Origin of the sequence: Citrobacter sp. RHB35-C17 (assembly GCF_013816795.1) — a bacterium.
In the GTDB taxonomy this organism is placed as follows: domain Bacteria; phylum Pseudomonadota; class Gammaproteobacteria; order Enterobacterales; family Enterobacteriaceae; genus Citrobacter_A; species Citrobacter_A amalonaticus.
Map to the genome: position 1 here is coordinate 15,225 of NZ_CP057150.1, position 24,758 is coordinate 39,982.

Consider the following 24,758-nt stretch of genomic DNA (forward strand, 5'->3'; position numbering starts at 1 on the left):
TTGATGGTGTAGGCAAATGAAGAGCACGCCTGATGGGTGTTCTGACTACCGGACCTGTCCATGATGGAAGGTCATTTAACTTCTCGCTGATTTCAGGAGCTATTGATTATGCGTAACTTTGATTTATCCCCGCTGTACCGTTCTGCTATTGGTTTTGACCGCCTGTTTAACCTGCTGGAAAGCAATCAGAGCCAGAGTAACGGCGGCTACCCTCCGTATAACGTTGAGCTGGTAGACGAAAACCATTACCGCATTGCCATCGCCGTTGCCGGTTTCGCTGAGAGCGAGCTGGAAATTACCGCACAAGACAACCTGCTGGTGGTGAAAGGCGCACATGCGGACGAGCAAAAAGAACGGACCTACCTTTACCAGGGTATCGCGGAGCGCAACTTTGAGCGTAAGTTCCAGTTAGCTGAGAACATCCATGTTCGCGGCGCGAATCTGGTCAATGGTCTGCTGTACATCGATCTTGAGCGCGTGATTCCGGAAGCGAACAAACCGCGCCGTATCGAAATCAATTAATTCTGACGGGCCGCGTTGCGCGGCCTGTTATCCCGGGCTCGCCGACAGGGGGCCTATGCGAATCTACGGATTTGCAGGTACGACTACGCCCTAAACCGCTTGCGTTGCAGGGTGTAGTGAAAACTCGCTTCTTAGAAGGAGAATGATTATGCGTAACTACGATTTATCCCCGCTGCTGCGTCAATGGATCGGTTTTGACAAACTGGCCAACGCGTTACAAAACACCGGTGAAAGCCAGAGCTTCCCACCCTATAACATTGAAAAAAGTGACGATAACCACTATCGCATTACGCTTGCGTTGGCCGGTTTCCGTCAGGAAGACCTGGATATTCAGCTGGAAGGCACCCGCCTGACCGTAAAAGGCACACCGCAGCAGCCTGAAAAAGAGACCAAATGGTTGCATCAGGGGTTGGTCACCCAGTCGTTCAGCCTGAGCTTTACCCTGGCTGAAAATATGGAAGTGTCCGGCGCGACATTTACCAACGGGTTGTTGCATATCGATTTGACCCGTAATGTCCCGGAAGCGGTTGCTCCGCAACGTATCGCCATCAGCGAACGTCCCGCATTAAATAGCTAATTTAGCTCCTTGCCTTTGCCCCGCCAGAAATGACGGGGCTTTTTTGTGCACGAAGGTAACATCGGGTTTTGGGGTATGATGCCCTTACCAGAAGAAAGCATTCAGCAACGTCAGGTTACGATGAAGAAAAAAGGGGAAGAAACGCCCATCATAAGGGTGCTTTACCGTTTCGGCAGCATGAGAATGTGCGCCATCTTGCATATATGCCTGAACGGTTCAGTCATAATCCATGTAAATTGAAATGTTATTCACAGGGAATAAAAAATGAGTGATATAGCATTGACGGTCAGCGTTCTGGCGTTGGTGGCGGTTGTCGGATTGTGGATCGGCAACATCAAGGTGCGGGGTGTCGGCTTTGGCATCGGCGGCGTGTTGTTCGGCGGCATTATCGTCGGCCACTTCGTTGATCAGGCTGGGGTGACGCTGAGCGGCGATATGCTGCACTTTATCCAGGAATTTGGCCTGATTCTGTTCGTCTACACCATTGGGATTCAGGTGGGGCCAGGGTTCTTCGCCTCGCTGCGGGTTTCTGGTCTGCGTCTCAATCTGTTTGCGGTTCTGATCGTCATCATCGGCGGACTGGTTACCGCTATCCTGCATAAAGTGTTTGCTATTCCGCTGCCGGTGGTGCTGGGGATTTTCTCCGGTGCAGTCACCAATACTCCGGCGCTGGGGGCCGGACAACAAATCCTGCGCGATCTGGGTACGCCAATGGAGCTGGTGGACCAGATGGGGATGAGCTACGCGATGGCGTATCCGTTTGGGATTTGCGGTATTTTGCTGACCATGTGGCTGATGCGCATGATATTTCGCGTCAATGTGGAAGCGGAAGCGCAACAGCATGAATCGACGCTCACTAACGGTCACTCGCTGATTCAGACCATCAATATCCGCGTTGAGAACCCCAATCTCAACAATATGGCGATTCAGGATGTGCCGATCCTTAATAGCGATAAAATCATCTGCTCACGACTGAAGCGTGAAGAGACGCTGATGGTGCCGTCGCCGGGAACGGTGATTCAACTGGGTGATTTGCTGCACCTCGTTGGTCAGCCGGGCGATCTGCATAACGCACGACTGGTGATAGGTCAGGAGGTGGATACCTCACTGTCCACCCGCGGCACCGATTTGCGCGTCGAACGCGTCGTGGTCACCAACGAAAAAGTGCTCGGCAAACGCATCCGCGATTTGCACTTTAAAGAGCGTTACGACGTGGTGATTTCTCGACTGAACCGTGCGGGCGTTGAACTGGTGGCCAGCAGCGATGCCAGCCTGCAATTTGGTGACATCCTTAATCTGGTGGGACGACCTGCCTCGATTGATGCCGTTGCCAATGTTGTCGGTAACGCCCAGCAAAAACTGCAGCAGGTGCAGATGCTGCCGGTGTTTATTGGCATCGGTCTGGGGGTGTTGCTGGGGTCTATTCCGCTTTTTATTCCCGGCTTTCCGGTGGCGTTAAAGCTGGGGCTGGCGGGCGGACCGCTGATTATGGCGCTGATTCTGGGACGTATCGGCAGCATTGGTAAGCTGTACTGGTTTATGCCGCCAAGTGCGAACCTGGCGCTGCGTGAACTGGGGATTGTGCTGTTCCTGGCCGTGGTAGGGCTGAAATCAGGTGGTGATTTTATCGATACGCTGACGCAGGGCGATGGTCTGAGCTGGGTGGGCTACGGTATTTTTATTACTGCTATCCCGCTTATCACCGTCGGTTTACTGGCGCGTATTTTTGCCAAAATGAACTACCTGACGCTGTGCGGGATGCTGGCCGGTTCGATGACCGATCCACCGGCGCTGGCGTTTGCAAACAACCTGCATGCCACCAGCGGCGCGGCGGCGCTGTCGTATGCGACGGTGTATCCGTTGGTGATGTTCCTGCGGATTATCACGCCTCAACTGCTGGCGGTGATTTTCTGGGGATTAAGTTAGATCTGCTCATATCGACCGGCATCCATCGGGTTGCCGGTCAGCATCGTTCAACACATCACGCTTTCTTACTAACCCGTTGTGGCGTCCGGTTTTTCTACACCCAGGTGTTGAAAATGCTCGTAGCACGTCATTTTCAGCCAATAGGTGCACAATCCCCATTTTAGCCGTGCGATAACGCCAGGGTTTTGCGGTGGCGGTACTGCGTATTCATCGCCAGATGCTTGTGCCGATTTACCATGGAAGAAATGAAACTGGTTTCGCAAACGCTACATGCATCGACCTGAGTTACAGAGTTTATTAATGCTATTTATCCAGGTGCTCAGGTAATATTGCGCTTATTTCATGCGCACTTTTACGCATTCAGTAGGGGGTTAAATGAAGATTTCCCGCCTCGGAGAAGCCCCGGATTACCGCTTCTCACTGGCAAACGAGCGTACCTTTCTGGCGTGGATCCGCACCGCGCTGGGTTTCCTGGCCGCCGGCGTTGGGCTTGACCAACTGGCGCCGGACTTCGCCACGCCGGTGATCCGCGAGCTGTTGGCGCTGCTGCTCTGTTTGTTCGCTGGCGGTCTGGCGATTTACGGTTATCTGCGCTGGCTGCGCAATGAAAAGGCGATGCGGCTGAAAGAGGATTTGCCCTATACCCGAAGCCTGCTGATCATCAGTCTGATATTGACCATTGTGGCGATTGTGGTCATGGCGCTGGTGCTGTATGCCGGATAGCCGTAAGGCCCGTCGCCTGGCCGATCCGGGACTGCAGCCGGAGCGCACATCGCTGGCATGGTTTCGCACGCTGCTGGGCTACGGTGCGCTGATGGCGCTGGCGATAAAACATCACTGGCATCAGGCGGGATTCTTGTTCTGGGTCTCTATCGCGGTGCTGGCTATCGTGGTAGTGATCCTCTGGCGCTATACGCGCAAGCGTAATCTGATGGATGTCTCGCATATTGATTTTGTCCAGTCACGCGCGGTTCGTGACAAATTTATGATCTCCCTCGCGGTGTTATCTCTCGCAATACTGTTTGCTGTAACGCACATTCGCCAACTTATCGTATTTCTCGGGAATTTAGCATGACAGGATGTCAGGTCATGGCCAAGCCGGCCAGTTCACGTTGTAACCTGGATTGTCGTTACTGCTTTTACATTGATAAACCCGCCCACCCGGTGATGGATGACATCACGTTATCGACGTTTATTCAGCAGCATATTGCCGCACAGCCAGGGCCAGATGTTCTGTTTGCCTGGCAGGGAGGAGAACCGACGCTCTGCGGTCTGGATTTTTTTCATCGTGTGGTGGCGTTGCAAAAGCAGTTCGGCGCGGGAAAGCAGATCCAGAATGCTTTTCAGACCAACGGTATTTTGCTCAATGACGCATGGTGTCGTTTTCTGCACGACAATAACTGGCTGGTGGGACTCTCACTGGACGGTCCTGCTGATTTGCATGATGCCTTTCGGGTCAGCCGTCGCGGCAATCCAACCCATCAAAAAGTGATGACTGCGCTGCAAAAACTGGTCGAATACCGCGTGGAGTTCAACCTGCTGGTGGTGGTGAATCGCCTCAACAGCAACCAGCCGGAGCGGATGTATCACTATCTTCGCCAGCTAGGGACGCCTTTTTTACAGTTTATTCCGCTCGTTGAGCTGGATGAGCACGGCAGGCTGACGGCGGAATCGGTCGAATCACAGGCATGGGGGCAGTTTCTTAAATCGGTATTTGATATCTGGGTACGGGAAGATATTGGCCGTGTGTATATTCAGCTTTTTGACTCGACGCTGGGCGTGTGGTGCGGCTATCCGTCGCAGATGTGCGCGCTAAGTCAGGACTGTGGTCACGCTTTCGCGCTGGAAGCCAATGGTGATTTGTATCAGTGCGATCACTATGTTTATCCGCAGTACCGGCTGGGTAACATTCATCACACGCCGCTGAAGGCGCTCAATGCCAGTCCGCAGGCGAAAGCTTTTGGAGAGCTGAAAAGAACCACGTTAAGCGCAGCGTGTCAGGCCTGTTCGCTGCTGCGCTTTTGTCATGGTGATTGCCCTAAACATCGGGATGAGAGCGGGAAAAGCATGCTGTGCGCCGGATACCGCGACTTTATCCGTCATAGCGCGCCGCACATGCGCGTGATGCGTGATCTGATCAAGCAGCATCGCTCACCGGCAGAGCTGATGGCGATGCTGCGTGCCGGGCGTTAGCGCCCTTTCGCCAGGTATTGCGCCATTTCTGCTTCTGGTACCATACCGCCGCCCGTCGCCCAGACCAGGTGCGTTGCATTATTGAGCTGCTCAGCGCTAATTCCCTGCATTTGCTGATAGTCAGTGGATGCACAAACACGCTGAGGTCCCGCCATTCCCGCCAGCGCTGACGGTTCCAGACGGATGTTCTCTTCCTGTGCCAGCCAGCCCAGCATGTCATACATGGACTGATCGCTGAGGGTATATAACCCATCGAGCAGGCGTTCCATCGCTCTGCCGACAAAGCCTGATGCCCGCCCTACCGCCAGGCCGTCTGCCGCCGTCAGGTTATCGATACCGATCTCCTGCACGGAGATCGCATCATGCAGACCGGTATACACACCCAGCAGCATGCAAGGGGAATGCGTCGGTTCAGCAAAGAAGCAGTGTACGTTATCGCCAAATGCCAGTTTCAGACCAAACGCCACCCCGCCGGGGCCACCGCCCACGCCGCACGGCAGGTAAACAAATAATGGGTGATCGGCATCCACCACGCGGCCTTGCTGTTCGAATTGCGCTTTCAGACGCTGCCCCGCAACGGCATAGCCTAAAAACAACGTGCGGGAGTTTTCATCGTCGATAAAGAAGCAGTTCGGATCGGACTCCGCCGCTTTACGGCCCTGTTCAACCGCCACGCCATAATCTTCTTCATATTCAACAACCGTGACGCCGTGGCTGCGCAGTTTGGCTTTCTTCCACGCCCGGGCATCCGCAGACATATGCACCGTGACGTTAAAGCCAATGCGGGCGCTCATAATGCCGATAGAAAGCCCCAGGTTGCCGGTTGACCCCACCGCGATGCTGTATTGGCTAAAGAAGGCTTTGAACTCCGGAGAAAGCAGAACGCTGTAATCCTCGTCTGGGGTCAGCATCCCGGCTTCCCGCGCCAGTTTTTCGGCGTGCGTCAGCACTTCATAAATGCCGCCGCGCGCTTTAATCGAGCCGGAAATGGGCAGATGGCTATCTTTTTTCAGCAGGATTTCGCCACTGATTTTCTGGCCGTACTGTTTTTCCAGACGCTGCTGCATGGCCGGAATGGCAACAACCTCAGATTCAATAATCCCCCCGCTCGCAGCGGTTTCCGGGAAGGCTTTGGCCAGATACGGCGCAAAGCGCGCCAGACGGGCGTGGGCACCCTTAACGTCTTGTTCCGTCAGCCCTACATAGGGTAAACCTTCCGCCAGAGAGGTCGTTCCGGGATTGAACCAGGTCGTTTCTCGCAAAGCCACCAGATCCTCCACCAAAGGATACTGGGCGATGAGTTTTTGTATGTTTTCCATAGGACGTCTCTTTGCGCTTAGATGATAAAGGAAAGCAGGAATGTGCAAGCCAGTGCAATGACCGAGGCGATGAATGTCGCGGTCGTATAGTATTTGAACGTCTCATTCAGGGTGGCGCCGCAGTATTGCTTAACCAGCCAGAAGAGGGAGTCGGTGACGATCGTGCAGCCAATGGCACCGGAACCGATGGCAATGGCGATAATCTCCGGACTGACGTTGGGATAAAGCGGCAGCATCGGCGCGACAATCGCCGTGGCGCCCATCATCGCAACGGTGGCTGAACCGACTGCCGCGTGCAGAATCAGCGCCACCAGCCAGGCCAGCAGAATCGGGTGCATATCCATATTGGAAAGGATCACCGCCAGCGTATCTGCCAGACCGCTGCTTTTGAGGATGGCGTTGAATGCCCCGCCCGCCCCGATAATCAGCAGAATATTGGCGATAGAACCAAAACCGTTTTCGGTATGGGTGAGCAGGGTGCTCATACCGATATGCTGGCGCAGACCGAGAATGTAATACGCCACGAAGACGGCAATAAACATCGCGGTGATCGGGTTACCGATAAATTCCAGCAGGGTGTACAGCGTGCTGCCTTTGGTCATGTTCAGTTCAGCAACGGTTTTCACCAGCATTAAACCAATCGGTAGCAGGACGGTAAACAGCGTTGCGCCCAGCGACGGCAGCGTGCTTTCTTCGCGTACCTTGAGGTCTGCAAACTCAGCGGGAACCGGTTTGAACGGCAGGCGATTGCCGAGAAATTTCAGGAACAGCGGGCCGCCGATCAGCGACGCCATCAGGCCAACCAACAGGCCGTAGACGATCACTGAACCAATATCCGCGCCCAGTTTATTGGCGACAAACAGCGCTGCCGGGTGCGGTGGTACGACGCAGTGAACGGCCATCAGCGCGGTACACAGCGGGATTGCCAGTTTCAGCAGCGAGGTGTTGGTTTTTTTCGCGATGGAGAACGCCAGCGGAATTAACAGTACCACGCCAACTTCAACGAACAGCGTGATCCCGCAAATCAGCCCCACCAGCACCATAATGACGTCAGCAGAGAGCCAGCGACAGCGCTGGAGCGTTAAGCCGATGCGTTCTGCTGCGCCGGAAACCTCCATCATTTTGCCGAGAATCGTACCCAGACCGATGACGGCGGCGAGAAAGCCCAGCGTACCGCCAATCCCGCTCTCAATGGCGTTGACCATATCCAGCGGCCCCATGCCCATCATGGTTCCCACAAAGAAACTGGCGAGCAGCAGTGCCAGGAACGGGTGGAATTTGAATTTCACGATGGTCAATACAATTAACACAATGCTAATTAGCAGCGTGCTCACAACCCAGATTTGAGAGTGCATATCTCACCTTGCCCTGTGATTAACCTGTCCCTATTGGACAAAAATTCGGCGTGGGCTGACAAACGATATAAATCCTCACTCACATGAATTAGATTGAATCAAAGAGGTGATTTACATCGAATATTCGCGCAATTTTGCGATATGGTTCACCCTCATTCATCTTTATGCTGATTTTTTCTGCGATTTTTTTTACACTTCGCCGGACTGAAGCTGAAGTCACCGAGGTATAAATGGAACCCCTTCGCGAAGTCAGAAACCATCTCCTCAATGGCTGGCAATTATCGAAACTGTACACGTTTGAAGTGGCCGCGCGACATCAGTCGTTTGCGATGGCCGCAGACGAACTGTCGCTGAGTCCCAGCGCTATCAGCCACCGCATTAACCAACTGGAAGAGGAGTTGGGGATCCAGCTTTTCGTCCGTTCGCACCGCAAAGTGGAACTTACCCATGAAGGTAAGCGGGTGTTCTGGGCGCTGAAATCGTCGCTGGATACGCTGAACCAGGAGATCCTCGATATCAAAAATCAGGAACTCTCCGGGACGTTGACCGTCTATTCTCGCCCGTCTATCGCGCAGTGCTGGCTGGTGCCTGCGCTGGGTGACTTTACCCGCCGCTATCCATCAATCTCGCTCACGATCTTAACCGGCAACGACAACGTAAACCTACAGCGCGCCGGGGTCGATCTGGCACTCTACTTTGACGATGCGCCATCTGCCCAACTGGAACATCACTTTTTAATGGATGAAGCGATTCTCCCCGTTTGTAGCCCGGATTATGCCCGGCGTTTTGATTTAATGGGCTCGCTGGTGAATTTGCCGCACTGCACGCTGCTGCATGACCGTCAGGCCTGGAGCAATGATTCAGGAACCGATGAATGGCATAGTTGGGCACAACATTTTTCAGTGAATTTGCCGACATCGTCAGGAATTGGCTTCGATCGTTCTGATTTAGCGGTGATTGCCGCCATGAACCATATCGGCGTGGCGATGGGGCGTAAACGGCTGGTACAGAAGCGGCTCGAAAGCGGTGAGCTGGTCGCCCCGTTTGGTGAGATGGCGTTGACCTGTCATCAGCATTACTACATGACGACGTTACCCGGCAGACAATGGCCGAAAATTGATGCCTTTATCACCTGGCTGCGTGAGCAGGCGAAGCCGTTTACCCAAAGCGAAACTGCTACGCGATAACTAAAAAAGCGTGCTAAATACGAGATAGCTCTTGCAACATTACTGAGGGTCATCGTGATTAAACCGCTCGTCTCGCTCTTCGTGTTGGTCAGTTTCGCCCTGGGGGCAGCGCAACCGCCGCTGACGGCAACACATTATGCGCAGCAGCTCGGTGTGGGGATGGACGTCGACTGGGCACGCACGGAACAGGGTATCCGGGAGTTTGACCCGCTGGTGGTGCGGGACTTCCACGCGAAAGGGATTACCCATGTACGCATTCGGGTGGCGGGAGAACCCACCGAGGCGCGGCTTATTCATCTGCGCAAGCTGGTGGAAGCTTGCGAGCAGTATGGCGTCATTCCGGTTATCGCCTACCAGGCCGACGAGTATAAAAATGATCCCAGTGCGAGCAACGAAAAAGAGGTGACCAACTGGTGGGTTGCGGTGGCGCACTATTTCGCCCACCGCGCGCCGCTGCTGGGGTTTGATCTGATTTACGAACCGGCCGGTAAGCTGAATCATAATCTGGCCTCCCTGAACCGGGTGTACGAAAAGACCATTCGCACTATCCATGCTATTGATCCGCAACGGATGATTTTTGTCGCGCCGCGACTGCGCGCCGCGCCGGAAGAGCTGACGAATCTACGCCTGCCGCCGCAAAGCCAGAACTATGTCCTGGCGGAATGGCATATCTTCCCGTGGGGGCCGGTGAAAAATAACGGTAAATACCCCTGGACGTCGGGCACCGAGTCAGAGAAAGCCGCGATTCGCGCGCGCATCGCTACCGCGGTGCACTGGCAACAAAAAAGCGGTCATGTCAACTGGGTTGGCGGTTGGGCCACGGGAGAAACCAGCAAGAATCCCCCGTCCTCTTCACAACTCGCCTTTGCCACATTCATGGCCTGTGAGCTGAAGAAAGCGAAAATTCCCTATGCAATCAACGCCGATACGCAATTTTACGACGGGGAAGAGGGGGCATGGCGGCCCGCGCTCGAACCGCTGTTACTGGCGATGATTGCGCCGGACTGCGAAACGCCCGGTCACACGGTCATTAAATCGCCTGTCCCTGGTGTGAAAAACGCGCCGCCAGCGGCAGCCAGCACAGTAAAATCAGCAGCCCCATAAGCGTCATCAGCAGACCGAGGCTGCCCTGCCCGGTTTGTGGCAGCATCGCGGAAAGCCACGCCAGTACGCCGGAGCCAATGTTTTGCAGGCCGCCTACCAGCGCGCCTGCTGTACCGGCGAGGAACGGGAACGGCTCCATTGCGCCGCTGGTTGCCAGCGGGAACAGCATCCCGGCACCGAAGAAGAACAGCGCGGCGGGGATCAGCAGCGTCCAGACGTTCATCACGCCAAACCAACCGGGGATCCACATCATCAGCCCGGCCAGCAGACAACTCACTACCGACTGCCACATTAACGTGGAGAAGCGCTTATTCGGGCGACCGGCAAACCATGCGCCGAAAAACGCCGCCGGAATCGGCAGGATAAACAGGATGCTCACCACCATGCTGCTCAGCCCTAACACCGCGCCCATCAGCACGCCGGAACAGGCTTCGAACACCGCGATCCCTGCCAGTCCGCCAATCAGCATCAGCAGATAGCAGTTAAACGCGCTGTGACCAAACAAGGTTTTATAGCTGGCAATCAGCCGCGTGCGCGGCGCGCCGGTAGGACGCGTTTCCGGCATCCAGCGCGCCATGCTGAAAGTGACGCCCGCACAGAGCACGAGCAGGAAAACGTAACAGGCGCGCCAGTTCCACATTGTATCCAGCAGCCCGCCAATCAGCGGGGCCAGCAGCGGACTGACCAGGATGCCCATATTCAACATGCTGTTGGCGTGGCGCAGCTGTGTGCCTTCGTACAGATCGCGCGGTAAGGTTCGAGCCATTACCCCGCCGACGCCGGTCCCCATTCCCTGCAACGCACTGGCGGCGATCAGCACCGTCAGGCTGTGAGTCGTAATCGCGACCAGCGTGGCAAGCATAAAAATCGACATCCCGACGAGGATCACCGGGCGGCGTCCGACGCGGTCGGACAGCGGGCCATAAAACAGTTGCGATACGCCATAGGTCAGCAGATAAGCTGCCATCACGCTTTGCACGGCCCCTTCGCGAACGTTAAGCTCGCGTGCCATATCGGCAATGGCAGGGATATAAATGGTTTGTGCCATCTGACCCACAGCCACAAGTAATACCAACATCAACAACAAATTGACGTTTCTCTGCCTTTTCATTTCGCTGAATACTTTTCAAAAAGAGAAAAAATAAGAATAAGGTGCTACGCATTCCCATAAATGCGAGTGAAATCTACCACACTAAAAAAAGAAGGCCAGATGGTGAGCGGGAATGGAAAAGGAGTGAACGGCAGGATATGTAAACAAAAAGCGGCAACAAATGTTGCCGAGTTTGAGTTCTAGGACAGGCGTAACAGAATGGCGCCAGCGGCAATTCCGCCAGCAGCCACCAGGCGCAAGCCCACCACTCGTTCCTTCAACAGCAGCCAGGCAATCAGCGCGCCGAACAGGATTGAGGTTTCACGCAGTGCAGCGACGACAGCCAGCGGCGCGAGAGTCATTGCCCAGAGTGCCAGTCCGTAAGAGCCCATGGTGGCAATGCCGCCAAAAATCCCCTTCTTCCAGTGCTGCGTCAGATAGCGCAATGCTTCACGACGACGGGCCATCATCGCCCATCCCAGCAGGCAGGAACCGTTCAAAAAGAAGGTCCAGAGCGTGTATCCCAGCGCGGTTTCCGAGAGCCTGACGCCGGTGCCGTCCACCAGCGTATATCCGGCGATGAAACAGGCGTTAATCAGGGCGAGCACAATACCTTGCTGCGAACGAGTCCGACCGTTAAAGGCCATGCCGAGGATGGCGGCGCAGATCACCGCGATACCCGTCCAGGCCAGGGCGGACAGGCTGTCGCCAAGAAAAAGTACGCTGATGATGGCCACCAGTAGCGGCGCCGTCCCGCGCATCAGCGGATAGGTCTGACTCATATCGGAAACGGTATACGTTCTGGCGACCAGTACGGTGTAGACCACCTGTAATGCGGTCGAGGCCGCTAAAAACGGGATGCTGGCGGTTGAGGGTGGTGGCGCAAAGGGCAGGCACAGGAGCGCCATAATGGCGGCGGAACCGCTGACGCTGATGGCGGCGTAGAGTTTGTCGTTCCCGGCTTTCACAATGGCGTTCCAGCTGGCGTGCAGCAGTGCGGCGAACAGCAAAATGCAGAAAACGGTAAGGGTCATAGCGCAGACGTCATCAGGGAATGTCATAAAAACGTAACATATCATCACCGCATAAGCATCTGCGATGTAAAAGGGGAGCGGTTGCCCGCTCCCCTTTAGTGCGACTTGAATCTGAATTACTTCAGGTATTTCAGAACAGCATCAAGCAGTTGCATGGTTGCAACAATGAGTTTCAGGATAAGAATAGCGATATCCACGAGGCTCATACGCGTCTCCTTTAGCAAAGGAGCACGGTGCTGACGTGCCTTTCCGCCGCCTGTTATCAGCACCTTTGTTGACATAACACAGTGTGCTCACCGGGGGGGTTAAGGCGCTGACGGCACCACCCGTTTCAGCCAGGACTTTGTTGCGCCGGTTTACGATGCGGCCCCACCTGACACACTGCGTACGGAGATATTATAGATAAATACTGTATGAATGAACAGGTATTTGTGGACAGTACCGAACTTCTGATCCATACTCAAAAGCGTCAAAATCCGTGCCGAAATTGCGTGTTCTTCGCAGAACGCGTATACTTTTGCTGTTGACATAACACAGTGTGCTTTGCGGCAACCAACCGCATCCCGCTGAAAAACCTCGCTCCGGCGGGGTTTTTTGTTTTCAGGGGTTTTTATTAGCGAAACGTGATCGTCGACGCATTTTTACGCAGATGAAAATTTTTCCGTTGTCAGGTTATGAAAGCTGTGCTTGTATAAATCCTGTTAATCATTAAACAGACAAGGTCCCTAATGAACCCTTCCATGCTGACTGCGACCCTACTAAACACTGCGCCATCTCGCGCAGCGGTCGTCGTGCGTGTGGTGGTGGTCGTCGGCAATGCGCCGTAGGGTCCGGAACAACACACGATTCCAAAACCCCGCCGGCGCAAACCGGGCGGGGTTTTTCGTTTAAGAGACCTGTCCGGAGCGTCGGCCCAGAACAAAAGGACTGGAGCATGGCAAGTTCGGGCACAACATCAACATCCCAGCGTACGCGTTTTACGGGCGCTGAATTCATCGTTCATTTTCTGGAACGTCAGGGCATTAAGATTGTCACTGGGATTCCCGGTGGATCGATTCTCCCCGTCTATGATGCCTTAAGTCAGAGCACGCAAATCCGCCATATTCTGGCGCGCCACGAGCAGGGAGCGGGGTTCATTGCGCAGGGCATGGCGCGCACCGACGGCAAACCGGCGGTGTGCATGGCCTGTAGCGGGCCGGGCGCGACCAATCTGGTGACCGCTATCGCCGATGCGCGCCTGGATTCTATCCCTATGGTGTGTATCACCGGGCAGGTTCCGGCCTCCATGATCGGCACCGACGCCTTCCAGGAAGTGGACACCTACGGCATCTCTATCCCCATCACAAAACATAACTATCTGGTCAGACATATCGATGAACTCCCGCAGGTGATGAGCGACGCATTTCGTCTTGCTCAGTCCGGACGTCCTGGCCCGGTGTGGATAGACATACCTAAGGATATCCAGATGGCGGTCCTCGAGATTGACGAGATGCCAGAACCGGCACAGAAAATGGCGACGCCGGACTTCAGTGCAGACAGCATTCGTGACGCAGCCGCAATGATTAACGCTGCACAGCGCCCGGTGTTGTACCTCGGTGGCGGGGTGATTAATGCGCCACAGCGGGTGCGTGAACTGGCGGAAAAGGCGCAGTTGCCGACCACCATGACGTTGATGGCGCTGGGAATGCTGCCGAAAGCGCATCCGTTGTCGTTAGGCATGTTAGGGATGCACGGCGCACGCAGCACCAACTTCATCCTGCAAGAGGCGGATCTGCTGATCGTGCTGGGCGCGCGTTTTGATGACCGGGCGATAGGCAAAACCGAGCAGTTCTGCCCGAACGCCAAAATTATCCACGTCGATATCGACCGCGCGGAGCTGGGTAAAATCAAGCAGCCGCACATCGCGATTCAGGCGGATGTGGATGACGTGCTGGCGCAACTGATTCCACAAATTGAGGCGAAACCGCGCGCAGAGTGGCACCAGTTGGTCAGCGATTTGCAACGTGAATTTCCGTGTACTATTCCACAGGAAAGCGACCCACTCAGTCATTATGGTCTGATCAACGCCGTGGCGGCCTGTGTGGACGACAACGCGATTATCACTACCGACGTGGGCCAGCATCAGATGTGGGCGGCGCAGGCCTATCCGCTGAACCGTCCACGCCAGTGGCTGACCTCTGGCGGGCTGGGCACCATGGGATTTGGTCTGCCGGCGGCAATTGGCGCGGCGCTGGCGAACCCGGATAAGAAAGTACTGTGCTTCTCCGGCGACGGCAGTCTGATGATGAACATTCAGGAGATGGCGACCGCCAGCGAAAACCAACTGGATGTGAAAATCATCCTGATGAATAACGAAGCGCTGGGGCTGGTGCATCAACAGCAGAGTCTGTTTTACAAGCAGGGCGTTTTTGCGGCGACCTATCCGGGAACCATCAACTTCATGCAGATTGCTGCCGGATTTGGTTTGCATACCTGCGATCTGAATAACGAAGCGGACCCGCAGGCGGCATTGCAGGAGATCATCAGTCGGCCGGGACCGGCGCTGATCCATGTACGCATTGATGCGGAAGAAAAAGTGTATCCAATGGTACCGCCAGGCGCGGCAAATACAGAGATGGTGGGGGAATAAGCCATGCAGAAACAATCACATGAGAACGTCATTCTGGAACTCACCGTCCGCAACCACCCAGGCGTTATGACCCACGTCTGCGGACTCTTTGCCCGCCGTGCATTTAACGTCGAGGGCATCCTCTGTCTGCCGATTCAGAGTAGCGACCAGAGCCGCATCTGGCTTCTGGTCAACGACGATCAGCGTCTGGAGCAGATGATTAGCCAAATCGATAAGCTGGAAGATGTAGTGAAAGTGGTACGTAATCAGTCAGACCCGACGATGTTCAACAAAATTGCCGTGTTCTTTGAGTAAATTAATCGCCGTCTGAATCAGGGGTAATCACGTTGACAGAACCGTTCCGGCAGTGGGTGGCGTAATCTGCCGGTAACGGACGATCGCATATCAGGACATCAAAAGTGGAAATCGGGCCGATGCTGGCGGGAGCGACCTCATCGAACAGGGCGTAACGCGTCAGTAAAATTTTACGTAGTCCGCGCTCCATCGCTTTGCGTTTAGTGGCAAGGTCGTCCGGGTTAAACCAACTGACGCCGAAGTGCTCGTGTACGCCGCTGGCGGAGATAAAGACTTTCCGCGGATTCAGTGAATCCAGTGGTGACGGGTTATTGGCATCGTAGAACGCATCGCTCTTCGCCCGATAGGTTCCCCCGCAGAGGATTGCTGTGGCGTTGGGTTTTTCATTGAGCGCGATAAAAACCTGGTGCGAGTAGCAGATCCCGGTAAAGGTGATCTCGTCCGGGATCATGCTGATCACCAACGGCATCTCCGGACCATTATCAAAAAAGATCAGATCGTTTTCGCTCACCAGACCGGCCGCCAGGATCGCGACAGGCAAATCGTCGCGATGATGGGTTTTAACCGCAGGCAGCGGGGCGTGAGAGGACGCGGCAGGTTTATTCACCATGACGATATAGCCGCCGAGCAGCGTCAGGGGTAACGGTTCGTCATCCTGACTAAGGTCGCGGCGGATGGTCATCACGGAAACCTCCAGCATACGCGCCGCGTCTTTCAGATGGATGCGATCCGTTTTTTTCAACAGTTCCATCAGACGTCGAATACGTTCTTTTTGCTTTGTTTCCATTCACCTTCTCCGCGATTCTGTTTTTGTATGTTCCTTTAGTAACATTTATGTGTCTGTGGGAACATAACGTTGCTGCATTACTATACGTCTGACAATCGGTAAAGAAAAGCGCGTTTGTTCGCGTTTTTTTGATTATAAACAGTTAACTTTCAGTTGATTGTCACCATTCTGTGGAAAGTCAGAATGGCAGGGTAGTCGTATTACGCCTAATAAATAAACAGTGAAATGATCTTCCAATCGCGATCGTAGTCACAAATGATACGGAAGTAACATGATAATGTTATTTTAATATCATTGTTGTGTGATTGTTTCTGAGAGGTAGTAAAATGGATATCGCGGTTATTGGCTCTAACATGGTGGATCTCATCACCTACACCAATCAGATGCCCAAAGAAGGGGAAACCCTGGAAGCGCCAGCGTTTAAAATCGGCTGCGGTGGTAAAGGTGCGAATCAAGCTGTTGCTGCGGCGAAACTCAATTCGAAAGTGCTGATGCTGACCAAAGTCGGTGACGATATCTTTGCGGATAACACGATTCGCAATCTCGAATCCTGGGGCATCAACACCACCTATGTCGAAAAAGTCCCGTGTACCAGTAGCGGCGTGGCGCCGATTTTTGTGAATGCGAACTCCAGTAACAGCATTCTTATTATTAAAGGGGCGAACAAATTCCTCTCTCCGGAAGATATCGATCGCGCTGCGGAAGATTTAAAAAAATGTCAGCTTATTGTCTTGCAACTGGAAGTTCAGCTGGAGACGGTTTATCACGCCATTGAATTTGGCAAAAAGCATGGCATTGAAGTGTTATTAAATCCCGCTCCGGCATTGCGGGAATTAGATATGTCGTACGCCTGTAAATGTGATTTCTTTGTACCGAATGAAACCGAGCTGGAAATATTAACCGGCATGTCGGTGGACTCGTATGACCATATTCGTACCGCCGCCCGATCCCTGGTGGATAAAGGGTTAAACAATATTATTGTCACCATGGGCGAAAAAGGTGCGTTATGGATGACGCGTGACCAGGAAGTTCATGTTCCGGCGTTTCGCGTTAATGCTGTTGATACCAGTGGCGCAGGCGATGCTTTTATCGGTTGCTTTGCCCATTACTATGTCCAGAGCGGAGATGTCGAAGCCGCGATGAAGAAAGCCGTCCTTTTCGCTGCGTTTAGCGTTACCGGGAAAGGCACACAATCCTCTTATCCGAGTATCGAACAATTTAATGAATTTCTTACCCTAAACGAATAATACTCCTGCACTGTAAAAGGTAGCACTATGAACGATAAAAACATCATTCAGATGCCCGATGGATATCTGAATAAGACCCCTCTGTTCCAGTTTATTTTGTTATCCTGTTTATTCCCGTTATGGGGATGCGCAGCCGCATTAAATGATATTTTGATTACGCAATTCAAAAGCGTATTTTCACTCAGCAACTTTGCCTCAGCATTAGTTCAGAGCGCCTTTTATGGCGGTTATTTTTTAATTGCGATTCCGGCATCCCTGGTGATTAAAAAGACCAGTTATAAAGTAGCGATATTAATCGGCCTGACGCTGTATATCGTCGGCTGTACGCTCTTTTTCCCGGCCTCACACATGGCCACTTACACCATGTTCCTTGCGGCGATCTTCGCGATTGCCATTGGTCTGAGCTTCCTGGAAACCGCGGCGAACACCTACAGTTCGATGATCGGTCCAAAAGCCTACGCCACCTTACGGTTGAATATCAGTCAGACTTTCTATCCGATTGGCGCGGCGTCCGGCATTTTGCTGGGTAAATATCTGGTCTTTTCCGAAGGCGATAGTCTGGAAAAACAGATGGCGGGGATGAATGCCGAGCAGATCCATAACTTTAAAGTGTTGATGCTGGAAAACACCCTTGAGCCGTATAAGTACATGATTATGGTTCTGGTGGTGGTGATGGTACTGTTCCTGCTGACCCGCTTCCCGACCTGCAAAGTAGCGCAAACCGCCAACCATAAACGCCCGTCAGCGATGGACACATTGCGCTATCTGGCGAGCAATGCCCGTTTCCGCCGCGGTATTGTGGCGCAGTTTCTGTACGTGGGAATGCAGGTTGCCGTGTGGTCATTCACCATCCGTCTGGCGCTGGAGTTGGGCGATATCAACGAGCGTGATGCTTCTAACTTCATGGTCTATAGCTTTGCCTGCTTCTTTATCGGTAAGTTTATCGCCAACATCCTGATGACCCGTTTTAATCCGGAAAAGGTGCTGATCCTTTACTCCATTATCGGCGCGCTGTTCCTTGCCTATGTTTCGCTGGCTCCGAGCTTTAGCGCGGTATACGTCGCGGTACTGGTGAGCATTCTGTTTGGACCTTGCTGGGCGACCATCTATGCCGGTACGCTGGATACGGTCGATAACGAACATACTGAAATGGCGGGTGCGGTGATTGTGATGGCCATCGTTGGCGCCGCCGTGGTTCCGGCGATTCAGGGTTATGTGGCGGATATGTTCCACTCGCTACAACTCTCGTTCCTCGTCTCCATGCTGTGCTTCGTTTACGTAGGGGTTTACTTCTGGCGTGAAAGCAAAGTGCGCAGCCTGGCTGAAGCGACTGCATCCTGAGGAGAACGATGATGACAACACGTATTACGCTGTGGCGGACGCTCTTTGGTGAACATCCTCAAGTCCTGCTGGAGAACTGTGATTTCACGGTCACTGCCTTTCGTTATGCCAGCGGTGTGGAAGGGCTGAAGGTACAGAACAGTCGTGGTCATCTGGTGATTCTGCCCTGGATGGGGCAGATGATCTGGGATGCCCGGTTTGATGGCCACGATCTGACCATGCGCAACATGTTCCGCCAGCCGAAACCCGCAACGGAAGTCGTGGCGACCTATGGCTGTTTTGCCTTCCATTCCGGCCTGCTGGCCAATGGCTGCCCGTCGCCGGAAGATACGCACCCGTTGCACGGTGAAATGGCCTGCGCCGCGATGGACGAGGCCTGGCTGGAACTGGACGGCGACAGTCTGCGCGTGACCGGACGCTACGAGTATGTGATGGGATTCGGTCATCATTATCAGGCGCAGCCTGCGGTGGTGATGCATAAAGCGAGCGCGCTGTTTGATATTCAGATGGCCGTCACTAACCTCGCATCCGTCGCGATGCCGTTACAGTACATGTGCCACATGAACTATGCGTACGTACCGGAAGCCACTTTCAGCCAGAATATCCCGGATGAGGCGCTGCGGCTTCGCGAATCGGTCCCGGCGCATGTGAAACCCACCGCACAGTGGCTGGCGTTTAATCAGCGGATCTTACAAGGCGACGCGTCGCTGGCCGCGCTCAATGAACCTGACTTTTACGATCCGGAAATCGTCTTCTTTGCCGACAAATTGGACAGGTATACGGATAAACCCGAATTCCGCATGATCGCCCCGGATGGCACCACGTTTGTCACCCGTTTCGCCAGTTCGGAACTCAACTATGTCACCCGCTGGATCCTGTATAACGGCGATCAGCAGGTCGCAGCATTCGCCCTGCCCGCCACCTGCCGTCCGGAAGGCTTTCTCGCCGCCCAGCGAAATGGCTCATTACTTGACGTGCCGCCGCAGCAAACGCGGAGTTTTACGGTCACCACGGGTATCGCCTGATCGCTCAAGGCTTGAACAGCAACGCGCTTATCGTTAAGGTAAGCGCGTTTTTTTTACCCGCCAGGACAGAGCCATGATTACCGTTGCCCTTATAGACGACCACCTTATCGTTCGCTCCGGCTTTGCCCAATTGCTTGGGCTGGAGGCCGATTTACAGGTGGTCGCCGAGTTTGGCTCGGGGCGTGAGGCGCTGGCGGGATTGCCGGGACGCGGTGTTCAGGTGTGTATTTGCGACATCTCGATGCCGGATATCTCCGGTCTGGAGCTGTTGAGCCAGTTGCCAAAAGGGATGGCGACCATCATGCTCTCGGTACACGACAGCCCGGCGCTGGTGGAACAGGCGCTGAACGCCGGGGCGCGCGGCTTTCTCTCCAAACGCTGCAGCCCGGATGAACTGATTGCCGCAGTACATACCGTGGCTACCGGCGGCTGTTATTTGACGCCAGAAATCGCCGTCAAACTGGCGGCTGGCCGCCAGGATCCGCTGACCCGGCGCGAGCGCCAGGTGGCGGAAAAACTGGCGCAGGGGATGGCGGTAAAAGAGATTGCTGTCGAGCTGGGGCTATCGCCGAAAACGGTGCACGTCCATCGCGCAAACCTGATGGAAAAACTGGGCGTCAGCAATGACGTTGAGCTGGCGCGGCGCATGTTTGACGGCTGGCAATGAAAACCCTGTTGTCACGGTTTATCACCGTTCTCGCCTGTTTTTTTATTTTCTCTGCCGCCTGGTTTTGTCTGTGGAGCATCAGCCTGCATCTGGTTGAGCGTCCGGAACTGGCGGTACTGCTGTTCCCGTTTGGTTTGCGCCTGGGGCTGATGCTGCAATGTCCACGCGGCTATTGGCCGGTATTGCTGGGCGCGGAATGGCTGCTGACCTTCTGGCTGGCGCAGGAAGTGGCGCTGGAGCATCTTCCCCTTTTGCTGATTGGCGGCCTGCTGACGCTGCTGCCCGTGGCGCTGATCTCCCGTTATCGCCATCAGCGTGACTGGCGAACGCTGCTGCTTCAGGGCGCGGCGTTGACGGCGGCAGCGCTGTTGCAGTCGCTACCCTGGCTGGGACAGGGGGAAGAAGCGTGGAATGCGCTGCTGCTGACCCTGACCGGCGGATTGACGCTGGCACCGATCTGCCTGGTGTTCTGGCACTATCTGACCAGTACGACCTGGCTGCCGTTGGGTCCGGCGCTGGTGTCGCAACCGGTGAACTGGCGCGGTCGGCACCTGATCTGGTATCTGCTGCTGTTTAGCGTCAGTCTGTGGCTCCAGTTGGGATTACCCGCAGAGCTTTCGCGATTTACCCCCTTCTGTCTGGCGCTGCCGATTATTGCGCTGGCCTGGCATTACGGCTGGCAGGGGGCACTGATCGCAACCCTGATGAACGCTATCGCGCTGATTGCCAGCCAGACCTGGCACGATCACCCCGTAGATTTATTGCTCTCCCTGTTGGCGCAAAGCCTGACCGGACTGCTGCTTGGCGCGGGTATTCAGCGTCTGCGCGAGCTGAACCAGTCGCTGCAAAACGAACTGGCGCGCAATCACCGGCTGGCGGAGCGCCTGCTGGAAACGGAAGAGAGCGTACGCCGCGACGTGGCGCGTGAGTTGCACGATGATATCGGCCAGACCATCACCGCGATCCGTACTCAGGCCGGAATCGTGCAGCGGCTGGCGGTTGAAAACGGCGGCGTGAAGCAGAGCGGACAGCTTATCGAACAGCTTTCGCTGGGCGTCTATGATTCCGTGCGCCGCCTGCTGGGACGCCTGCGTCCGCGCCAGTTGGATGATTTAACGCTGGAACAGGCGATCCGCTCGTTGATGCGGGAAATGGAGCTGGAAAGTCGCGGCATCGTCAGCCATCTCGACTGGCGGATCGACGAGACGGCGCTCAGCGAGGGTTTGCGGGTGACGCTGTTTCGCGTCTGTCAGGAAGGACTGAACAATATAGTGAAACATGCCAACGCCAGCGCGGTGACGCTGCAGGGCTGGCAGCAGGACGAGCGGCTGATGCTGGTGATTGAGGATGACGGCAGCGGTCTGCCGCCGGGCTCCGGTCAGCAGGGTTTTGGCCTGACCGGGATGCGCGAGCGCGTTACGGCGCTCGGCGGTTCGCTGACGATTTCCTGCACGCACGGTACGCGAGTCAGCGTCTCGCTACCCCTGCGTTACGTTTGAGGAGCGGCAATGCTAACCTTTTTTAACGCCCCGGCGAATGCGCCGCAGTTAACGGACAAGCGCGAGATCGACGATCTTTATCGCTACTGGCGTCGCCATATTCTGCTGACCATCTGGCTGGGCTACGCCCTGTTCTATTTCACGCGGAAAAGTTTTAACGCCGCCGTCCCGGACATTCTCGCCAACGGCGTGTTAACCCGCAGCGATATCGGCCTGCTGGCGACGCTGTTTTACATCACCTATGGCGTGTCGAAATTCGTTTCCGGCATCGTCAGCGATCGTTCTAACGCCCGCTATTTTATGGGGATAGGGCTGATTGCCACCGGCATCGTCAATATTCTGTTTGGTTTCTCCACTTCGCTCTGGGCGTTTGCCCTGCTGTGGGCGCTGAACGCTTTCTTCCAGGGATGGGGCGCGCCGGTGTGCGCACGTCTGCTGACAGCATGGTATTCGCGCAACGAGCGCGGCGGCTGGTGGGCTATCTGGAATACCGCGCACAACGTTGGCGGTGCGTTGATTCCGATCGTCATGGCTGCTGCGGCACTGCATTATGGCTGGCGTGCCGGGATGATGATAGCCGGAATGCTGGCGATCGTCGTCGGGATTTTTCTTTGCTGGCGACTGCGCGACCGTCCGCAGGCCGTGGGGCTGCCACCGGTAGGCGACTGGCAGCACGATGCCCTGGAAATTGCTCAGCAACAGGAGGGCGCGGGACTGACCCGTAAAGAGATCCTCACGAAATACGTGCTGCTCAACCCTTATATCTGGCTGCTATCACTCTGTTATGTGCTGGTGTACGTGGTGCGCGCCGCCATCAACGACTGGGGCAATCTGTATATGTCCGAGACGCTGGGTGTCGATCTGGTGTCCGCCAACATGGCGGTGACGATGTTCGAGTTGGGCGGATTTATCGGCGCGCTGGTGGCGGGCTGGGGGTCAGACAAACTGTTCAACGGCAATCGCGGGCCGATGAACCTGATTTTTACCGCCGGAATTTTGCTTTCGGTGGGTTCACTGTGGCTGATGCCGTTTGCCAGTTATGTAATGCAGGCGGCCTGCTTCTTCACCACCGGATTCTTTGTCTTTGGCCCGCAGATGCTGATCGGTATGGCGGCGGCGGAGTGTTCGCACAAAGAGGCGGCAGGGGCGGCAACCGGATTTGTTGGGCTGTTTGCTTATCTCGGTGCATCGCTTTCCGGCTGGCCGCTGGCGCAGGTACTGGAAACCTGGCACTGGACCGGTTTCTTCGTGGTCATCGCTATCGCTGCCGGGATCTCCGCCCTGCTGTTACTGCCATTCCTCAACGCCCAGGCTCCACGTGAGGCCAGCGAAGCGTGATGCAGTTCACTTTTTTACCGCGAGTGGGGCAAAACTAAGAAATTTTCCCGGTTTCGCCTGGACGCTGTCTCAGGCATGTCTCCCGACTGATTTTTACAATGCCTGCCATTCGCAGGTATAAAAATTAGCCCGGGAGTGTCCTATGCTGGCTTTTCTAAACCAGGTGCGTAAACCGACCCTGGATCTGCCGCTCGATGTGCGGCGCAAGATGTGGTTCAAACCGTTCATGCAGTCTTATCTGGTGGTCTTCATCGGCTACCTGACTATGTATTTGATCCGCAAGAACTTTAACATCGCCCAGAACGATATGATTTCCACCTACGGGTTGAGCATGACGCAACTGGGGATGATTGGTCTGGGGTTCTCCATCACCTACGGCGTGGGTAAAACGCTGGTTTCCTATTATGCGGACGGCAAAAACACCAAGCAGTTCCTGCCGTTTATGCTGATCCTCTCTGCAATTTGTATGCTCGGCTTCAGCGCCAGCATGGGAACGGGTTCCGTAAGCCTGTTCCTGATGATCGCCTTCTATGCCCTGAGTGGTTTCTTCCAGAGCACCGGCGGCTCGTGCAGCTATTCCACTATCACCAAATGGACGCCTCGCCGTAAGCGCGGCACTTTCCTCGGCTTCTGGAATATCTCTCATAACCTTGGCGGCGCAGGTGCGGCAGGCGTGGCGCTGTTCGGTGCGAACGTGCTGTTCGACGGACACGTGATTGGGATGTTTATCTTCCCGTCTATTATCGCTCTGATTGTTGGCTTTATCGGTCTGCGCTTTGGTAGCGACTCGCCGGAATCGTATGGCCTCGGTAAAGCTGAAGAACTGTTTGGCGAAGAGATCAGCGAAGAGGATAAAGAGACCGAAGAAAATGACATGACCAAATGGCAGATCTTCGTTGAATACGTGCTGAAAAACAAAGTGATCTGGCTGCTCTGTTTCTCGAACATCTTCCTGTACGTGGTGCGTATCGGCATCGATCAGTGGTCTACCGTGTACGCTTTCCAGGAGCTGAAACTGTCCAAAGAGGTGGCAATTCAGGGCTTTACCTTGTTTGAGGTGGGGGCGCTGGTCGGTACGCTGCTGTGGGGTTGGCTCTCGGATCTGGCGAACGGTCGCCGTGCTCTGGTGGCCTGCGTGGCGCTGGCGCTGATCATCGCGACGCTTGGCGTGTACCAACATGCCAGCAACCAGTATGTCTATCTCGCGTCACTGTTTGCGCTCGGCTTCTTGGTGTTTGGCCCGCAACTGTTGATTGGCGTGGCGGCGGTGGGTTTTGTTCCGAAAAAAGCCATTGGCGCGGCGGACGGTATCAAGGGTACCTTTGCGTACTTGATCGGCGATAGCTTTGCCAAGTTAGGTCTGGGGATGATTGCCGACGGTACGCCAGTGTTTGGTTTGACCGGCTGGGCGGGTACCTTCGCTGCGCTGGACGCCGCCGCTATCGGCTGTATCTGCCTGATGGCGATGGTTGCGGTTATGGAAGAGCGCAAAATACGCCGGGAAAGAAAAATTCAGCAGTTAAGAACCGCTTAAGTGTGTAATTGGTAACATTTTGCCCAGCCTGCGCGCTGGGCTTTTTTCCTCCCGCCTAAACGTTTTCCGAATCCGGGCAATATTGCTCTC

At 54.9% G+C, this 24,758-nt stretch carries 24 protein-coding genes and 1 other annotated feature; of the genes, 18 read left to right on the forward strand and 6 right to left on the reverse strand.

The features are described 5' to 3' along the window. Positions 1–40: 40 nt before the first annotated feature. Positions 41–115: a sequence feature (ROSE (Repression Of Heat Shock gene Expression) occurs in the 5'-region of heat shock genes and acts as an RNA thermometer to modulate expression.), on the forward strand. The 6 genes from ibpA (at position 109) to HVZ37_RS00095 (ending at position 5,218) form a co-directional block, all read left to right on the forward strand. Then, positions 109–522 carry a small heat shock chaperone IbpA gene (ibpA, locus tag HVZ37_RS00070; RefSeq protein ID WP_042998723.1) on the forward strand — a complete coding sequence of 138 codons (414 nt, stop codon included), beginning with the start codon at positions 109–111 and terminating at the stop codon, positions 520–522. It overlaps the preceding feature by 7 nt. A gap of 148 nt (positions 523–670) precedes the next feature. Then, on the forward strand, positions 671–1,099 hold the full coding sequence (gene ibpB / locus HVZ37_RS00075) for a small heat shock chaperone IbpB (protein ID WP_042998722.1): 429 nt from the start codon (positions 671–673) through the stop codon (positions 1,097–1,099). Positions 1,100–1,363: 264 nt separating this feature from the next. After that, entirely contained in the window at positions 1,364–3,025 is a 1,662-nt protein-coding gene (locus tag HVZ37_RS00080) for a putative transporter (RefSeq protein ID WP_181627994.1), read from the forward strand. A gap of 375 nt (positions 3,026–3,400) precedes the next feature. Further along, positions 3,401–3,748, forward strand: a complete 348-nt coding sequence (locus HVZ37_RS00085) for a DUF202 domain-containing protein (protein WP_042998720.1) — start codon at positions 3,401–3,403, stop codon at positions 3,746–3,748. Then, positions 3,738–4,100: a DUF202 domain-containing protein gene (locus HVZ37_RS00090; RefSeq protein ID WP_181627995.1), complete on the forward strand. Its 363-nt coding sequence runs from the start codon at positions 3,738–3,740 to the stop codon at positions 4,098–4,100. Before HVZ37_RS00085 ends, HVZ37_RS00090 begins: the two co-directional genes overlap by 11 nt. After that, positions 4,097–5,218: an anaerobic sulfatase maturase gene (locus tag HVZ37_RS00095; RefSeq protein ID WP_181627996.1), complete on the forward strand. Its 1,122-nt coding sequence runs from the start codon at positions 4,097–4,099 to the stop codon at positions 5,216–5,218. Before HVZ37_RS00090 ends, HVZ37_RS00095 begins: the two co-directional genes overlap by 4 nt. On the opposite strand, the gene dsdA is transcribed toward HVZ37_RS00095, so the two are convergent. Together dsdA and dsdX are read right to left on the reverse strand one after the other, a co-directional pair. Next, a complete protein-coding gene (gene dsdA / locus HVZ37_RS00100; protein ID WP_042998717.1) occupies positions 5,215–6,537 on the reverse strand; it encodes a D-serine ammonia-lyase in 1,323 nt (440 codons plus the stop codon). The genes HVZ37_RS00095 and dsdA overlap by 4 nt on opposite strands. 17 nt (positions 6,538–6,554) lie before the next feature. Further along, the gene (dsdX, locus tag HVZ37_RS00105; protein ID WP_042998716.1) at positions 6,555–7,892 is read right to left on the reverse strand and encodes a D-serine transporter DsdX; all 1,338 of its coding nucleotides are present in this window, start codon (positions 7,890–7,892) and stop codon (positions 6,555–6,557) included. A 230-nt stretch (positions 7,893–8,122) separates the two neighbouring features. Here dsdX and dsdC point away from each other — a divergent pair, with 230 nt between their 5' ends. Both dsdC and HVZ37_RS00115 read left to right on the forward strand, forming a co-directional pair. Then, positions 8,123–9,079, forward strand: a complete 957-nt coding sequence (gene dsdC, locus HVZ37_RS00110; RefSeq protein WP_042998715.1) for a DNA-binding transcriptional regulator DsdC — start codon at positions 8,123–8,125, stop codon at positions 9,077–9,079. 54 nt (positions 9,080–9,133) lie between these two features. Then, complete coding sequence (locus HVZ37_RS00115; protein ID WP_181627997.1) at positions 9,134–10,183, forward strand: cellulase family glycosylhydrolase; 1,050 nt, start codon at positions 9,134–9,136, stop codon at positions 10,181–10,183. Here HVZ37_RS00115 and emrD read toward each other — a convergent pair. From emrD to tisB, 3 genes are all read right to left on the reverse strand, one after another. Next, positions 10,110–11,294 carry a multidrug efflux MFS transporter EmrD gene (gene emrD, locus HVZ37_RS00120; RefSeq protein WP_042998713.1) on the reverse strand — a complete coding sequence of 395 codons (1,185 nt, stop codon included), beginning with the start codon at positions 11,292–11,294 and terminating at the stop codon, positions 10,110–10,112. The genes HVZ37_RS00115 and emrD overlap by 74 nt on opposite strands. A 179-nt stretch (positions 11,295–11,473) precedes the next feature. Continuing rightward, entirely contained in the window at positions 11,474–12,307 is an 834-nt protein-coding gene (locus tag HVZ37_RS00125; protein WP_054177161.1) for a DMT family transporter, read from the reverse strand. 116 nt (positions 12,308–12,423) lie between these two features. Further along, on the reverse strand, positions 12,424–12,513 hold the full coding sequence (gene tisB, locus HVZ37_RS00130; protein WP_181627998.1) for a type I toxin-antitoxin system toxin TisB: 90 nt from the start codon (positions 12,511–12,513) through the stop codon (positions 12,424–12,426). A 522-nt stretch (positions 12,514–13,035) separates the two neighbouring features. On the opposite strand from tisB, the gene ivbL reads away from it, so the two are divergent. The 3 genes from ivbL (at position 13,036) to ilvN (ending at position 15,230) form a co-directional block, all read left to right on the forward strand. After that, positions 13,036–13,134, forward strand: coding sequence for an ilvB operon leader peptide IvbL (ivbL, locus tag HVZ37_RS00135; protein WP_042998711.1), 99 nt, complete (start codon positions 13,036–13,038; stop codon positions 13,132–13,134). A gap of 107 nt (positions 13,135–13,241) precedes the next feature. Continuing rightward, positions 13,242–14,936 (forward strand): acetolactate synthase large subunit, encoded by a 1,695-nt coding sequence (gene ilvB / locus HVZ37_RS00140; protein WP_090050736.1) that lies wholly within the window; start codon positions 13,242–13,244, stop codon positions 14,934–14,936. 3 nt (positions 14,937–14,939) lie between these two features. Beyond that, positions 14,940–15,230 (forward strand): acetolactate synthase small subunit, encoded by a 291-nt coding sequence (ilvN, locus tag HVZ37_RS00145; RefSeq protein ID WP_042998709.1) that lies wholly within the window; start codon positions 14,940–14,942, stop codon positions 15,228–15,230. Between the two features lies 1 nt (position 15,231). Here the strand turns inward: ilvN and HVZ37_RS00150 are convergent, their stop codons facing one another. Continuing rightward, entirely contained in the window at positions 15,232–16,017 is a 786-nt protein-coding gene (locus tag HVZ37_RS00150; RefSeq protein WP_181627999.1) for a DeoR family transcriptional regulator, read from the reverse strand. A 326-nt stretch (positions 16,018–16,343) separates the two neighbouring features. Between HVZ37_RS00150 and rbsK the strand changes: the two genes are divergently transcribed. The 7 genes from rbsK to uhpT all read left to right on the forward strand — a co-directional run bounded on the left by rbsK (position 16,344) and on the right by uhpT (position 24,668). After that, a complete protein-coding gene (rbsK, locus tag HVZ37_RS00155) occupies positions 16,344–17,264 on the forward strand; it encodes a ribokinase (RefSeq protein WP_054177162.1) in 921 nt (306 codons plus the stop codon). Positions 17,265–17,291: 27 nt separating this feature from the next. Then, a complete protein-coding gene (gene fucP, locus HVZ37_RS00160) occupies positions 17,292–18,605 on the forward strand; it encodes an L-fucose:H+ symporter permease (RefSeq protein ID WP_042998706.1) in 1,314 nt (437 codons plus the stop codon). A gap of 11 nt (positions 18,606–18,616) precedes the next feature. Then, a complete protein-coding gene (locus HVZ37_RS00165) occupies positions 18,617–19,630 on the forward strand; it encodes an aldose 1-epimerase family protein (RefSeq protein WP_042998705.1) in 1,014 nt (337 codons plus the stop codon). A 73-nt stretch (positions 19,631–19,703) separates the two neighbouring features. Then, positions 19,704–20,297 carry a transcriptional regulator UhpA gene (gene uhpA, locus HVZ37_RS00170; RefSeq protein ID WP_042998704.1) on the forward strand — a complete coding sequence of 198 codons (594 nt, stop codon included), beginning with the start codon at positions 19,704–19,706 and terminating at the stop codon, positions 20,295–20,297. Further along, positions 20,294–21,796, forward strand: coding sequence for a signal transduction histidine-protein kinase/phosphatase UhpB (gene uhpB / locus HVZ37_RS00175; RefSeq protein WP_044256147.1), 1,503 nt, complete (start codon positions 20,294–20,296; stop codon positions 21,794–21,796). The genes uhpA and uhpB overlap by 4 nt, the downstream gene beginning before the upstream one ends. Positions 21,797–21,805: 9 nt before the next feature. Further along, entirely contained in the window at positions 21,806–23,134 is a 1,329-nt protein-coding gene (locus HVZ37_RS00180) for an MFS transporter (protein WP_181628000.1), read from the forward strand. Positions 23,135–23,276: 142 nt separating this feature from the next. Further along, positions 23,277–24,668: a hexose-6-phosphate:phosphate antiporter gene (uhpT, locus tag HVZ37_RS00185; protein WP_042998701.1), complete on the forward strand. Its 1,392-nt coding sequence runs from the start codon at positions 23,277–23,279 to the stop codon at positions 24,666–24,668. Positions 24,669–24,758 lie beyond the last annotated feature (90 nt).